Source organism: Streptomyces sp. HmicA12 (genome assembly GCF_000373565.1).
Taxonomy (GTDB): Bacteria; Actinomycetota; Actinomycetes; order Streptomycetales; family Streptomycetaceae; genus Streptomyces.
The window spans coordinates 63,506-76,899 of record NZ_KB891815.1 but is presented as its reverse complement, the minus strand read 5'-3'; the positions used below and the strand labels follow the sequence as shown (position 1 = coordinate 76,899).

The 13,394-nt window shown below is 70.6% G+C and carries 16 protein-coding genes; 5 read left to right on the top strand and 11 right to left on the bottom strand.

Annotated features, from left to right (window positions below; all coding sequences use genetic code 11):
- Positions 1 to 151: 151 nt before the first annotated feature.
- Complete coding sequence (locus B072_RS43955; protein WP_018532570.1) at positions 152 to 1,060, top strand: ANTAR domain-containing protein; 909 nt, start codon at positions 152 to 154, stop codon at positions 1,058 to 1,060.
- A gap of 70 nt (positions 1,061 to 1,130) precedes the next feature.
- Here B072_RS43955 and B072_RS46790 read toward each other — a convergent pair whose 3' ends face one another.
- The 11 genes from B072_RS46790 to B072_RS0124485 form a co-directional block, all read right to left on the bottom strand.
- On the bottom strand, positions 1,131 to 1,304 hold the full coding sequence (locus B072_RS46790) for a CsbD family protein (RefSeq protein WP_018532571.1): 174 nt from the start codon (positions 1,302 to 1,304) through the stop codon (positions 1,131 to 1,133).
- Positions 1,305 to 1,410: 106 nt separating this feature from the next.
- Complete coding sequence (locus B072_RS0124530) at positions 1,411 to 1,671, bottom strand: gas vesicle protein K (protein ID WP_026246237.1); 261 nt, start codon at positions 1,669 to 1,671, stop codon at positions 1,411 to 1,413.
- Positions 1,672 to 1,796: 125 nt separating this feature from the next.
- The gene (locus B072_RS0124525; RefSeq protein WP_018532573.1) at positions 1,797 to 1,985 is read right to left on the bottom strand and encodes a gas vesicle protein; all 189 of its coding nucleotides are present in this window, start codon (positions 1,983 to 1,985) and stop codon (positions 1,797 to 1,799) included.
- Complete coding sequence (locus tag B072_RS0124520) at positions 1,982 to 2,812, bottom strand: GvpL/GvpF family gas vesicle protein (RefSeq protein ID WP_018532574.1); 831 nt, start codon at positions 2,810 to 2,812, stop codon at positions 1,982 to 1,984. Before B072_RS0124520 ends, B072_RS0124525 begins: the two co-directional genes overlap by 4 nt.
- Positions 2,802 to 3,167: a gas vesicle protein gene (locus B072_RS0124515; protein WP_018532575.1), complete on the bottom strand. Its 366-nt coding sequence runs from the start codon at positions 3,165 to 3,167 to the stop codon at positions 2,802 to 2,804. Before B072_RS0124515 ends, B072_RS0124520 begins: the two co-directional genes overlap by 11 nt.
- Positions 3,167 to 4,399 carry an SRPBCC family protein gene (locus B072_RS0124510; RefSeq protein ID WP_018532576.1) on the bottom strand — a complete coding sequence of 411 codons (1,233 nt, stop codon included), beginning with the start codon at positions 4,397 to 4,399 and terminating at the stop codon, positions 3,167 to 3,169. The genes B072_RS0124515 and B072_RS0124510 overlap by 1 nt, the downstream gene beginning before the upstream one ends.
- Positions 4,392 to 5,075 (bottom strand): hypothetical protein, encoded by a 684-nt coding sequence (locus B072_RS0124505; protein WP_018532577.1) that lies wholly within the window; start codon positions 5,073 to 5,075, stop codon positions 4,392 to 4,394. The genes B072_RS0124510 and B072_RS0124505 overlap by 8 nt, the downstream gene beginning before the upstream one ends.
- Before the next feature lie 33 nt (positions 5,076 to 5,108).
- Complete coding sequence (locus B072_RS0124500; RefSeq protein WP_018532578.1) at positions 5,109 to 5,372, bottom strand: gas vesicle protein GvpG; 264 nt, start codon at positions 5,370 to 5,372, stop codon at positions 5,109 to 5,111.
- A 7-nt stretch (positions 5,373 to 5,379) separates the two neighbouring features.
- Positions 5,380 to 6,123 (bottom strand): GvpL/GvpF family gas vesicle protein, encoded by a 744-nt coding sequence (locus tag B072_RS0124495; protein ID WP_018532579.1) that lies wholly within the window; start codon positions 6,121 to 6,123, stop codon positions 5,380 to 5,382.
- A 5-nt stretch (positions 6,124 to 6,128) separates the two neighbouring features.
- On the bottom strand, positions 6,129 to 6,563 hold the full coding sequence (locus B072_RS0124490; RefSeq protein WP_018532580.1) for a gas vesicle structural protein GvpA: 435 nt from the start codon (positions 6,561 to 6,563) through the stop codon (positions 6,129 to 6,131).
- Positions 6,564 to 6,674: 111 nt separating this feature from the next.
- Positions 6,675 to 7,037: a gas vesicle protein gene (locus tag B072_RS0124485; RefSeq protein WP_018532581.1), complete on the bottom strand. Its 363-nt coding sequence runs from the start codon at positions 7,035 to 7,037 to the stop codon at positions 6,675 to 6,677.
- A 248-nt stretch (positions 7,038 to 7,285) separates the two neighbouring features.
- Here B072_RS0124485 and B072_RS0124480 point away from each other — a divergent pair, with 248 nt between their 5' ends.
- From B072_RS0124480 to B072_RS0124465, 4 genes are all read left to right on the top strand, one after another.
- The gene (locus tag B072_RS0124480; RefSeq protein ID WP_018532582.1) at positions 7,286 to 8,416 is read left to right on the top strand and encodes an FUSC family protein; all 1,131 of its coding nucleotides are present in this window, start codon (positions 7,286 to 7,288) and stop codon (positions 8,414 to 8,416) included.
- 413 nt (positions 8,417 to 8,829) lie between these two features.
- On the top strand, positions 8,830 to 9,393 hold the full coding sequence (locus B072_RS0124475; protein WP_026246238.1) for a MarR family winged helix-turn-helix transcriptional regulator: 564 nt from the start codon (positions 8,830 to 8,832) through the stop codon (positions 9,391 to 9,393).
- Entirely contained in the window at positions 9,386 to 12,004 is a 2,619-nt protein-coding gene (locus B072_RS0124470; protein WP_018532584.1) for an MFS transporter, read from the top strand. The genes B072_RS0124475 and B072_RS0124470 overlap by 8 nt, the downstream gene beginning before the upstream one ends.
- Before the next feature lie 648 nt (positions 12,005 to 12,652).
- The gene (locus tag B072_RS0124465; RefSeq protein WP_018532585.1) at positions 12,653 to 13,369 is read left to right on the top strand and encodes a S1 family peptidase; all 717 of its coding nucleotides are present in this window, start codon (positions 12,653 to 12,655) and stop codon (positions 13,367 to 13,369) included.
- The last annotated feature ends 25 nt before the right edge of the window (positions 13,370 to 13,394 follow it).

Here is a 13,394-nt window from a genome sequence, read left to right as displayed (position 1 = left end):
TCGGGGGAGTGCTTGGGCAAGCAGGCACGGCGCGGAGCAGACCCGGCAGGGTCCATGGCGGGCGTCGCAGACGGCGAAGGAAGGACAACTGCGGCTCGTGTTCGGCGTGGCCGCACGTGTCTCTCACCCACTTCGCGAAGGGCGATTCCCCATGCACTCCGACAAACATCTGCATCCTCCGGTGCCTGCCCGTGCCGGTGACACCGCCGCACGGGACACGGCCGTGCCGGACGAGAACGCGGTGTGGCCGGCGCAGGAGTTCCTGGCGATCGAGCTGCGGTCGGTACGGGAACGGCTGCGGAGCCTGCACAAGCAGGAGCAGGCCCGTACCCGGGTGGCCCTGGCGCAGGGGCTGCTGATGGGGCGCTATCAGCTGCCCGACGCGGATGCCGCGTTCACGTTGATGCGCGAGGCGTCCCAGCGGTTCAACATCAAGCTTCATCAGATAGCGGCGGCCCTGACCACGGCGAGCGCGCCGCCGTCCGCCACCCGGCAGTGGTTCCCGGGCCGCGGCCAGGCCACGCCACCTTCCCTGCCGGGGCTCGGCGCGGGCCATCTCGACCCGAAGAACCAGGGCCAGGTCCTGAGCGCGGCCCTGGAGCGGGTGATGGATGTCGCCGGCGCCCAGTTCGGCAACGCCCAGCTGCGGGAGGCGGACGTCCTGCGGATGGAGAAGCACCGCGCGCATTCGCAGGCGTTCACCGATTACTTCGCGTTCGTCGAGGACGGCACCTCCTGCCACCGGGCCGCGGAGGCCGCCCGGCAGGTCACGGTGCGGGACGTCGCCGTCACCGAGGTCTTCGACGACGAGACGCGTCAGGTCATCCTGGACAGCGGCAGCCGCGCCGCTCACAGCGTGCCCCTCACCGGCGGTGACGGCATCGTGCGCGGGGTCATCTCCAGCCACCACGCGCGCCCGCTGACGGGTTTTCGGCCGGCACAGCTCGCCGAACTGGAACGGCTCCAGTACGTGGTCGGCGGCTGGCTTCAATGGCACAACCGGACCGTCGTCCTGGACGCCCTGGAGCACGTACATCAGAACGCCTCCCGCACCACCTGAAAGATGCCGAAACGCCCTTGGGGCGGCCCTCGTCGACGAGGGCCGCCCCAAGGGCGTCGGGTGGTGCGGGTCAGTGCTTGCCGATGTCCTTGGTCTTCTCCTTGGCCTGGCGGGCGTCGCCCTTCATCTGCTGGGCGCGACCCTCGGCGGTGAGGCGCTCGTTGCCCACCGTGCGTCCGGCGGCTTCCTTCGCGGCGCCGACGGTCTGCTCGGTCTTCGCCTTGGCCTTCTCGTTGGCGGTCATGTCCGCTCACGCTCCCTTGGCATCGACATCAGTTGCTCCCCCTTCGCGTGGCCCGACGAGCCGCCCGTAAACATGATCGCGTCGAATCGGGTGAAAGACGCGTGGCTCAGCGCGGCAGGAGCGGCCCCAGCGGGCCGAGGTCGATGTTCAGGTCCTCGGGGCGCAGGTCGTAGCGTTCGCGCAGCTCGGCCATCCGGTCCTCGAGCAGCATCAGGGTGAGGCCGACGCGCTCCTCCTGGTCCTCCGTCAGGTCGCCGGTGTCGAAGCGGCGTACGGCCTGGCGTTCCATGAGCTGGCGCAGCAGCTCGATGATGGTGAGGACGAGCTTCATCAGGTCGCGTTCCACGGTGTCGGGCTCGATCTGGATCTGCCCCCGGCGCCTTTCCGTGACGGTGGTCCGCGGCGCCGCACCGCACGCGGCGCACGACCGGTCTTCGTCGGGAGCCTCCGTCGCGTTCCGGTGGTCCGTGTGGTCCGTGTGGTCGTACGTGCTCACAGCAGGTCCTCCCAGGGCGAGGGGACGTTCTCGTTGATCGAACTGATCAGGGCGTTCAGATCGATCCGGACGAGGTCCACGTCCGCGATGCGCAGCGTGACGTCCCCCGCGAGGACGACGCCACCCGCGAGCAGTCGGTCCAGCAGGTCGACGAGTGCGATCTCCCGCCGCTCGACAACGGTCATCGGGCACCGTCCGCCGATGTCGCGTCGGTGCGTTCCTCGGGCGGTGCGCAGAAGGAGTACGCGGCCCAGGGGCCCGTCAGTTCCACCCGCAGGCCGGGCTGTTCGCCCTTGCGCGCGTCGACCATCTCCACGAAGGCCTCCGACGCCGAACGGGCCACCAGAAAGGCGGCGTTGAGGACGTTGCGGCCGGTGGACCGGGCCAGTTCGGAGTTCTGCGGCGGGTGGATGCGCGTGTCGTCGGCGTGCCGCGACAACTGGTCGTACAGGTCCTGGGCGAAGCCCTCCGCCTTGTGCAGGGTCTCCTCGCGTCCCGCCCGTTCGGCACGCCGGCGCCGTAGGTAGTCGCGGCCCGAGCCCGCCGCCAGGGAGCCGGCGGAGGCGCGGTCGGCGGACGCCGCACCGGAAGTGCCGGCCTGCTCCGCCGGGGACTCCTCCACGTAGACCTTCACGCCCCATTCGACGCGTTCGCGAAGCCGCGCCAGGGATGCCCGGAGGGAGTCGGCTTCCGCCTCCAGCATGGCGCGTACGCCGCTGTCGTCGTGGAACACCGTGGCCAGGCGCAGTGGCAGGGGGCTGGTCACCGAGGTCAGGGCGGCGATCACCGTCTGATGGGCGCGGGCGGTCTCGGAGAGCCAGTCGAGGTTCTCCAGGTTCCGGCGCAGGGTGCTCTCGGAGAACTCCCCGGCCGGGACGTGGCTCACGACCGCGGTCAGCCCCGCGTGCCGGATCAGCCGGGGGACGGCCCCCGCGACGCCCGTCGGCAGCTCCGGGAGCGGGGCGTCGAGGGGGCCGCAGACCGCGTAGACGTAACGCAGCTCAGTGGTCATGGCGCGGCTCTCTCTCGCGGGCCGTGTCGAGTGACTCGGGAACGCCTCTCGCTTCCAGGGCGGCGAGTCGCTCCTTCAACTCGGCGTTCTCCCGGGCGAGTTCCTTGCTCCGGGCGCCGGAGGACAGTGCCGGGTCGTGCTCCCACCAGTCAATGCCCATCTCCTTCGCCTTGTCGACCGAGGCGACGATCAGACGCAGTTTGATGGTGAGCAGTTCGATGTCGAGCAGGTTGATCTTGATGTCGCCGGCGATCACGATGCCCTTGTCGAGGACGCGCTCCAGGATGTCGGCGAGGTTGGCCCCCGAACTCCCGCCGCCGAGAGGGGAATCGGGAAAGCTGCTTGCGGTTCCCATCAGCGGCTCCTCGCGCCCGCGTGCGCCGACCGCTCACGCCGGTCAGCGGGGACGTCTTCGTCTTCGTACTCGTCCTCGTACTCGTCCTCGTGATCCGCAGGCGCTTCGTCGTCGTACTCGTCCTCGAACTCGTCGTCGGCGTACTCCTCGGCCGCGTCGTCTGCGCCGTCCTCATCGACGTCGTCGGCCGGAGCGTCCTCGTCGAGGTACTCGTCATCGAGGCCCTCTTCGTCCGCGAAGCCGTCCTCGGGGTCCTCCGGCTGGTTCCGGGGCTCCTCGTCCGTGTAGTCGTCGTCCTCGTCGAACGCCTCGCCGTCCGTCTCTCCGTCCGCCGTGCTCTCGGACGTCTGGTCGGCGTTCTCCGCTTCCTCCTCCTCGGCCACCGCGTCGTCGTGGCTGCGGACGACCTCGCCGTCGCGTATCTCGCCGCGCCAGCCATCACTCGCCTCGCCCTTGATGGAGAGGAAGCGCGCGAAGTGCTTGAGGTCGAGGCGGGCGCGACGGCCCTGGGCCCGCCAGATGTTGCCGGTCTTCTCGAAGAGCCCCTTGGGGTAGTACTCGATGATCAGCAGCACCCGGGTGAGGCGCTCGCCCAGCTCGTGGAAGGTGACGACACCCTTCGTGGTGCCCTTGGCGCCTTCGGAGGTCCAGCAGATGCGCTGGTCCGGGACCTGCTCGGTGGTGTGCGCCTTCCAGCTGCGGCTCGACCAGAAGATCTTCATCTGCCAGTCGGAGGTCACGTCGTCGGCACGGTTGGCGTTCTTGACGCCCCGCGCGAACGTGGAGAACTCCTGGTACTGAGTCCACTGGTCGTACGCGGTACGGACATCGACACCGACGTCGATGCTCTCCAGGATCACCGTCGGCTTCTGGCCGCTGCCCGACTTGGACTTGCCCTTGCCGGACTTCCCGCCCTTGCCGAAGAGGCCCTTGACCCCCTCGGTCAGGTTGTCCTTGAGGTGGCCGGCGCCCGCCTCGACGGCCGAGCGCACCGGCCCCTTGCCCTCGGCGAGCTTCCGGCCGCTCTCCAGAGCGAGCCGGGTGAAACCGGGGCTGTTGCCCTCGGCGATGTCGTTGAGCCTGCTGGTGGTCCGGCCCAGCTTGTGGCCCGCGCCGGTGAGCAGCCGGGTCGCCTGCGCGGTGAGGTAGTCCTGCGCCTCGGCCTTGAGCCGGTCGGCGGCCTCGCTCCTGGCCAGCTCCTTGAGCGGGTTGACCGCTGGTGTGTCAGCCATTGCCGCGAGCTCCCTTCGCGTCACCGCGCGGAGCGCGCCGCGCGGCTCCCGAGGACTTCTTCGCCGCGGACGACGACGTCTTCTCGGCCGTGCCCTGTGCGCGTTTGCGCGGCGCGGCCCCGCGCTCGCCCGACGCGGTGGACTTCCGTGCCGGGGCTCGCTTGCGCGGTGCCGGCCGGTCGGTGTCCTGCCCGCCGCCGTCGGCGTCCCGGCTGTCGTGGCTGCCCTCGTCCCGGTCGTCGCGGTCGTCCCGGGTGTCCCGGTCGTCCCCGTTCCGCGAGGTGCGTCCGGTGACCTTGCCGCTCCGTCCGCCCGTGGCCTTGTCCGCCGTCTCCTCTGCGTCCTCGGCGCCGGGCGCCACGCCCGCGATGCGGTCACGGACGCCGGCCGTGCTGTTGTGCAGCCGACCGGCCAGGCCCTCCATCTGCCGTTCGAGGATCGCCCCGGTGGCGGCCTTGCCCATCCCTCGGAAGTCCTGGCGCAGCTGGTCGCCGATCTCCTTGAACTGCGGGTTGTTCTCCAGCTGGGTGCGGGCCATGTCGAGGACCGCCGTAGGGCTCAGCTGCAGCTTCTTGCCGGCGACCATCGTGCCCACCGCGAAGGCGAGCTTCATCTTCTTGGTGCGCCCCAGGAGGTATCCGGCCCCTACGGCGAGGCCGAGTGCTGCTCGGTTCATGGTGTGCTGTCCGTTCCCGTGCGTCGTACGACGTCACGTGCCTGTCTGTCCGGTGGTGCCGGTCTGTCTGGTACGGGCGCCCTCCAGCCGGTCGAGGAGTTCGTCCTCGCGCCGGTCGAACGTCTCCTCGTCGATGTCGCCCGCTTCCAACTCCTTCTCCAGTGCGGCCAGTTGGGCCTGGATGGCCGACGGGTCGTAGTACTGGCGCTCCGCGTCCGCGACCACTTGGTCGAGGACCCAGATGGAACCCCGGACCGGAGCGAGCGGGAGCAGGAGGATCTCGCTCAGCAGCCCCATGGCGCGCTCATCCGGCGGCCGAGGCGGCCGGGGCGGGTTCCACGAAGCTGTAGGGCGGAAGGGGCCCGTTCACGCTGAAGACAACGTGCGGGTGTGCCTGCCGCAGCTCCTCGATCGCCTGCAAGAGGTGCTCGGACGTGCCGCGGTCCACCAGGAAGGACACGTTGGTGATCCAGCCGGTGCCGGCCGGGCCGGGGCTGACGTCTTGCGCGTGCGGTTCCAGGGCGCGGCGCACCATGTCGGCGTCCTGCGCCTCGCGGTGCTGCACGGCCGTCGCGACCGCTTCGCCGAGGCGCAGCTTGTCCTCGTGACTGCCGCCTCCCGCCGCGCGGTTGTGCTCCACCTGCGCGCGGACCTCGGGGCGCTCCGTCATCACCAGGCGCAGCACGGCGTCCTCGTCGTGCTGGACCTTGACGTTGTACTCGACGCGGTCGTGCAGGGCTTCCAGGCGTTCGAGGTAGTGGGCGGCGCGCTCCTCGAGGGCGGTCGCGACGGCCTGGTCGTCGTCGGCGACGCTGCCGAAGCGCATGGGCAGCACGGTGCCGCCGCCACCGGCCTCGGACAGAACGTTCTGGTGGGCGAGGAGATCCCGGCGCTTGGGCCGCAGGTTCTCGGGGGCGTCGCTGACGATCGCGGCGAGACCACCGCCCGTCACCGTGCGGACGGGGAGCGCGGGCTTCCCGACTCCCCCCATGCCGTCGGGCAGGCCGGGGTGACCGGCGTCGGCTATTCCGTAGACGTACGTGCTCATGCCTGCTACTCCTTCTCTTCCTTGCGGCTCGCCGAGGCGCGGCGCTGGCGCGGCCGGGACTCGCTCTTGCTCCCCTCGTCACGGGCCTGGCTGAAGGCGTCGGATATGGTCTCCGCCGCGCCGGACAGCGCCCCCTTGGTCTTGCCGCGCGCGCCGGACTCCATCGAGTCCCCGACGATGTCCGTCAGGTTGGACGGCTTCTTGCTGCCGGTCTCCAGGTCGAGACGGTTGCAGGCCTCGGCGAAGCGCAGATAGGTGTCCACGCTGGCGACGACGACGCGGACGTCGATCTTCAGGATCTCGATGCCGACCAGGGACACGCGGATGAAGGCGTCGATGACGAGTCCCCGGTCCAGGACCAGTTCCAGGACGTCGTAGAGGCCACTGGTGCCTCCACCGCCTCCACCGCCTGCACCGCCTTGTGTCGTTGCCACGGTCATGGGAGTTCCTTCCCTTCGTGCGCTGGGCGACCGCGGGCGTGCTCCGCTGGACGCGGTGCACTCGCGATCGGTGGGTCTTCGGGCGCCGGCATGCCTTGGCGAGCGGGCCGGTCAGCCGCGCTCGTCGGAGCGGCCGCGCTCGTAACGCCTGACTCTTCGGTAGTCGGTGAGCATGGCGTCGCTGTCGAGGGTGACCTCGTAGCTCGCCAGCAAACTCATGGTGTCGGGGACCCGGGAGAGTTCCAGGACCTCGACCTCCAGCCGCCATCCGCCGTCGTCGGTCGCGCTGAACGAGGACACCGCGTCGACCGTCCTGCCGGTGAGCTCGGCCAGTTGCTCGCGCCCTTCGCGGATCGCCTCGGCAGGGCGAAGCTTCTTCGGGCGCCGGGGCGTGGCCGCTTTCGTGTCTGGGTCGGCGCTCTTGCTCTGTTGGGGTGGCGCCTTTCGTGGGCGCCCGGAATGCGTGTCCGTCATGTGTACCTCCCGTGTGCCTCTCGCCCCATCTGCCCGTGAATTCGTCCCCAAACCTGAGACGTGACCGGTCGCTCGGCCCGGACGGCGTGTGTCGATGCCCACTGTTTGTCCACGTCTGCTGTGGTTACCGGGTGCGGCCGGGCCTTGATCCGACCGCGGGCCTCGGTACGGAGACCGGCGACGGACACCAGCTACGGAAAGGACATGCGTTGCGCGCGGTGGAGCGGGTTCACAACGGGAGAGCGTGGATGGCGCGGGCGTGGGGCACCCCGGGGCACGAGCGCCATGCGGTGCTTCTGATCGGCAAATCCGTGCTGGCGTCCACCCTCAGCTGGTGGATCGCCCACGCCGTGCTCGATGCCACGTCGCCCGCGTTCGCGCCCTTCTCCGCCGTACTGACGATGAACGCGACGATCTCGAAGTCGGTGTGGCAGACGCTGCGCTACATCACCGCGGTCATCGTCGGGGTGGCGGTGCAAGCGGCGATCAGCTTCGTCGCGGGCCCGGACCTGATCGCGTTCGTCCTGGTCGCCGTGATCGCCTTGAGTCTGGGCCAGTGGCAGGCGCTGGGGGAGCAGCGGTCGCAGGTCGCCACGGCCGCGTTCTTCGCCTTCTCCACCTACGCCGCCGCCACCTCGAATGCCGACCGGGTCACCCAGCTCGGTCAGATCGTCCTGCTGGTGCTCCTCGGCTGTGGCATCGGCCTGATCGTGAATCTCGGCCTCGCTCCTCCGCTGCGGTACCGCAGCGCCGAGCAGGGGCTGCACGTCCTGGCCGCGGAGATGGAGACGCTGCTGGACGACATGGCCGACGGCCTGTGCAGCGGAGACGTGAACGCCGAACGCGCCGACCGGTGGGTCGCGGCCGGTGAACGCGTGCAGGCCGCGGTCGGCCAGGCCCGGGCCGGGCTGGAGACGGCGGAGAACAGCCTGCCCTTCAACCCCCGCCGCCTGCTGCCCGTCCACCGCGGCCACCTCACCTTCGGCCGCTACCGGCAGACGCTGAGCGCCATGGAACGCGCGGTCTACCAGCTGGCGTCCCTCACCCGCAGTCTGGGCCGCTGGCGCGAGAGCGAGGACACCTACACGTACGGCCCGGCCCTGAAGTCCTACGCAGATTTCGCCGCCTGCCTGCGTGACATCGCGCACGTCCTCGCCGAGGTCGACAGCGACACCCTCGCGGACCAGGCCGAGGAGATGTGCAAGCTCGCCACCATCGCCCAGGAGGCGCTGCGGAAAGTACTGGACACCGCCGACGAGCACCGGCTGCCGCTGGCCGACGCCGGCCGCCCGTACGGCGTCCTGATCGTGGAGGCCACCCGCCTGATGGAGGAGTTCCAGAACACCTGCGATGTCCTCCAGGACACCGCGAGTCGATGAGCGGCCCCGCGACAGGTGTGCCTCGGCTGTCCCGCGCGGTTCCTCCGGTCCCGGCGTGAGGCTCGGGAGGTCGAGCAGCCGTCGGTCTCGCGCTGATCGCCGCACGCTCTCCACCGGTCCGCGACACGATCAGGCTCCTCTGCGTCGGCCACCTGATCCACCTGGGAGCACGGGCGGTACGCGCCGCTCGGCGGGCCGCCCGGGAGCGTGCGCCGGCTTCCTCGGTCTCCTGGACGTCCTGGCCGGGATCGTCTGTTGGTCCGCGCCGGCCGCGGTCGCCGCCCGGCGGCGCACCAGGTTCGCCCGTGCGCCGGGCCGTGCAACCGGGCCCCGTGCAGAGCGCCGTTCCGGGCCCCCTACACTCACTTGGTAGATACAAGCAATAAAAGGTGAGCGGAAGAGGGGGGCGGGCAATGGGCAAGGGGACGGTCCATGACCGCGAAGCGGTACAGAGCAGGGCGATAGCAGACAGCGGGGTCGCCAGTGCCGAGGAGGCCGGGGCAGGGCTGGGGAACCAGATCGTGCGCTTCACCCGGCTGGTCGCGGCACGCAGGCACCAGACCAAGCTGGAGCAGGGCGCCGGTGAGCGCGTCCTGCTGGCCCGGCTCGTACGGGACGGGGAACGGCGGGCGACCGATCTGGCCGCCGACACCTTCCTCGACCTGTCCACGGTCAGCCGTCAGGTGCGCTCCATGGTGGAGCGCGGCCTGATCGAGCGCCGGCCCGACCCGGAGGACCGGCGCGGCACGCTGCTGTACGCGACCGAGTCCGGCAGAGCGGTGTACGAGAAGTACCGGCAGCAGCGCGACGCGCAACTGGCGGAACTGCTCGGACCCTGGCCCCCCGAGGACCGTTATCAGCTGATCAGGCTGATGACACGCCTCAACGACGACCTCGTAGAGCATCAACACAACCGCCACGGCGAGGGAACTCACCCCGCGGCCGTGGCGCAGCAGGGAGCAAGCACGTATGAGTGAGGCCGTGTCGGCACCGCGCCGAGACACCGAGCCGCCCGCCGGGGAGACCACCCGGCGGACCCATAAGAAGACCACCGGGACGAGCGAGGCGATACCCGCCGCTCCGGGCGGTGGCGGCGGCCTGAGCCACCGTCAGATCCTGACCATCCTGAGCGGTCTGATGCTGGGCATGTTCCTGGCCGCCCTCGACCAGACGATCGTCTCCACCTCGATCCGCACCATCGCGGACGACCTCAACGGTCTGAGCCAGCAGGCATGGGCGACGACCGCGTACCTGATCACGTCGACGATCGCGACGCCGCTCTACGGCAAGCTGTCCGACCTGCACGGTCGCAAGCCCTACTTCCTGGGCGCGATCAGCATCTTCATCGCAGGTTCGGCGCTGTGCACGTTCTCGACGTCGATGACCGAACTGGCCGCCTTCCGCGCCGTGCAGGGCATCGGCGCCGGCGGTCTGATGTCCCTCGCGCTGGCGATCATCGGCGACATCGTGCCGCCCCGCGAACGGGCCCGCTACCAGGGCTACATGCTCGCCACCTTCGCGACCTCCAGCGTCGCGGGACCGCTCATCGGCGGGTTCCTCGCCGGGCAGGACAGCATCCTGGGCGTCGTCGGCTGGCGCTGGGTGTTCCTCGTGAACGTGCCGATCGGCATCATCGCCCTGTTCGTCGTCGCCAAGGTGCTCAACATCCCGCACACCCGCCGCGACCGCCGCATCGACTGGTGGGGCGCGTTCACCATCGCGCTCGGCGTCGTGCCGCTGCTCCTGGTGGCCGAGCAGGGCCGCGAGTGGGGCTGGGACTCCTCGAAGTCCCTCGCCTGCTACGGCATCGGCGTGGTCGGCATCATCGCCTGGATCCTCGTCGAGCGGCGGATGGGTGACGACGCGCTGATCCCGATGCGCCTGTTCCGCAACGCGACCTTCAGCAAGACCAGCCTGCTGTCCGTCCTCATCGGCGCGGGCATGTTCGGCGGGATGCTCATGATCCCGCAGTACCTGCAGATCGTGAAGGGCGCCAGCCCCACCAAGTCCGGCCTCGAGATGCTGCCGCTGATGCTCGGCATGATCATCGCGTCCATCGTCTCCGGCCAGATCACCGCGAAGACCGGCCGCTACAAGATCTTCCCGACCATCGGCACCGTCCTCATGGTCGCGGCGCTGCTGCTCTTCCACTTCAAGGTCCAGTGGGACACCCCGCTGTGGGAGAGCATGGTCTACATGCTCCTCTTCGGCCTCGGCCTCGGCGGCTGCATGCAGACCCTGGTGCTCGCCGTGCAGAACGCCGTGCCGCCGCAGGACATGGGTGTGGCGACCGCGTCGTCCACGTTCTTCCGGCAGATGGGCGCCACCGCCGGTACGGCCATCTTCCTGTCGGTGCTCTTCTCGAACGTCGGCGACAAGATCTCCTCGGCGTTCAGGTCGGCCGCCGGGACGCCCCAGTTCCAGGCCGCGCTGCACGACCCGTCGGTCCTGTCCGACCCGGCCAACAAGCCGGTCCTCGACATGGTCAAGAACCCGGGTGCGGGCGGCGGTGGCTCCGATGTCCTGAGCGACTCCTCCTTCATCCAGCAGCTCGACCCGCGCCTGTCGGAGCCCTTCAAGCAGGGCTTCGCCGACTCCATGCACGTGGTCTTCCTGATCGCGGCGGGCGTGATCGCGATCGCGTTCCTCATGGTCCTGTGGACCAAGGAGGTTCCGCTGCGCAAGGTGTCGGGGCTGGAGGCACGCGCCGCCGCGGAGGGGAACGGCACGGCCGCCGAGACTCCCGTGCCGGAGACCTCCGAGATCGTGGACACGGCGGAAGCGGTCGAGGCGGCCCCGGTCGCCTCGCTCACCACGGCCCTCGCGGAGGATCCCGCCGCGGGCGTCCGCGGCCACATCCGTGACGCCGCGGGTTCCGCGGTGGCCGGAGCCGTGGTCACCCTGATCGACCTGCGCGGCAGCCAGCTCGGCCGGACGACGACGGGGACGGACGGCCGGTACGCGGTCGCCGTGCCCGCCGAGGGAACGTACGTCCTGATCGCCTCCGGCGGCGCCCGTCAGCCGCAGGCGACCACCATCACGGTGGCCGGCGGGCCGGTCGACTTCGACCTGGTGCTCTCGGGCGCGGCCGGCCTGTCCGGCACCGTCCTGGCCGCCCCCGACGACCGGCCGCTGCCCGGCGCCCTGGTGATCGCCACGGACGTACGCGGCGAGGTCGTCGCCTCCGGAACCGCCGACCACGCGGGCGACTTCGGCTTCGCCGACCTCGTCCCCGGCGGCTACACCCTCGCGGTCAGCGCCACCGGGCACCGTCCGGCGGCCCTGCCGGTCGAGGTCGCGGGCGGCGCCGCCAACCGCTACGAGGTCCGCCTCGACCTCGGTGCCCACGTCCACGGCACCGTGCGCAACCGCGCGGGCGAGCCGGTGGCCGACGCCCGGGTCACGATCCTCGACACGGCGGGCAACACCGTGGCCACCACGGTCACCGGCGCGGACGGCGTCTACGGGTTCAACGACCTCGACTCCGGCGACTACACCGTCATCGCCAGCGGATACGCGCCCCACGCGATGCCGCTGCAGGTGTCGGGCGAGGGCAAGAGCGACGCGGACATGAACCTGGGCCACTGAGCCCTGGCCGGTCCTTCTGGAAGGGCGTGGCGCGGTACGCACGTACCGCGCCACGCCCTTTTTTGCGCGCCGGCAACCGTGGGCCTGGCCGGCACGCGCGACGGGTGGCTGTCACATGGGCCAGAACTGTGCCATGTACTGCCCGACGCCATGAGGCACACCCGACGCGGCCAGTTCGCGCACCCGGTCCCTGCCGCGTGCCAGGACCCGGACGCGCCACCTTCTGTCGGGCAAACCGAGATCGACTTCTCCCTCGGTCATGGCGGCATAGGTCCACAGCCGCAGCCTTCCGGAGGGGGGAGTCGATCCGGGTCTCCGCTCGTTCGTCCCACGGGTCGGTGGGCGGCGGTGGTTGCTCGGCCCACACTTCGGTGCGGAAGTCCGCCGTGTGGGTATGGCCCGCGCTGTGGATCACGATCCGTGCGCCGTCCGAGGTGCCGAAGGGCACATCAAGCGCGGGCTCGTCGTCGAACTCCGCCGCGACCATGCAGGGGGCGATCGGAGCCGCCTCCGCGACGCGCGCGACGCGGCCGGGTGGCGCAGGGATTTGTCGCTCTTCATGCAAAAGTCGGCCGGATGAAGCGAACCACCCGGATGAAGAGAACGGCCCGAACGTTGGGAACCGGGGGGACGGCACGTCGAGTCGGTGTGCTCGCGGCGGCCGCATCCGTGCTGCTGGCCTGTTCGGTGGTCACGGCGGGCCCGTCCGCCGCGGTGATCGGTGGAGAGCGGAGCGGCTACGGGCCGTGGGCCGTCCGCATGCTCGTCGACGGGAAGCCGGAGTGCACCGCGACGGCGGTCGCCCGGAAGTGGATCCTCAGCGCGTCCCACTGCTTCTTCGAACAGGGCGAGCCCGTCGCGGACCGCCGGATCGAGTTCCGCGTCGGCCATCTCGACATGCGCCAGGGAACCGTGGTGCGCCCGCTGCCCGGCGGGCGCGTGGGCAGCGCACGCGCCGACATGATGCTCGTCGAGGTGGCGCCGATGACGGTGCGCGTGGCGCGGCTGTCCGCCGCCCCGGCCCGGCCGGGCACGCTGGTGCGGCAGTTGGGCTGGGGTGCCACCTGCACCGGCGACGAGAACAGCTGCCAGTCACCGGTGCTGCGGCAGTCGACCCTGCGCGTGCTCGATCCGGACGATCCCCGGTGCGAGGGCTACACCGTTCAGGACGGCTCGGACTTCTGCATGCGCAAGGTCGTGGGCATCCCCGCCGGGGGCGATTCGGGCGGACCCGTGACGACCATCGGCCCCCGCGGCACGGAAACGCTGCTCGGCGTCTTCGACGGCTCCGACCGGGAGGAGATCGCCGGTGCCGGGGAGGTCTCGCGGCAACTCGCCTGGATCCGCTCGGTGATCCGGTACTGACCCCCGTGCACGCGGCGGCGGGCCG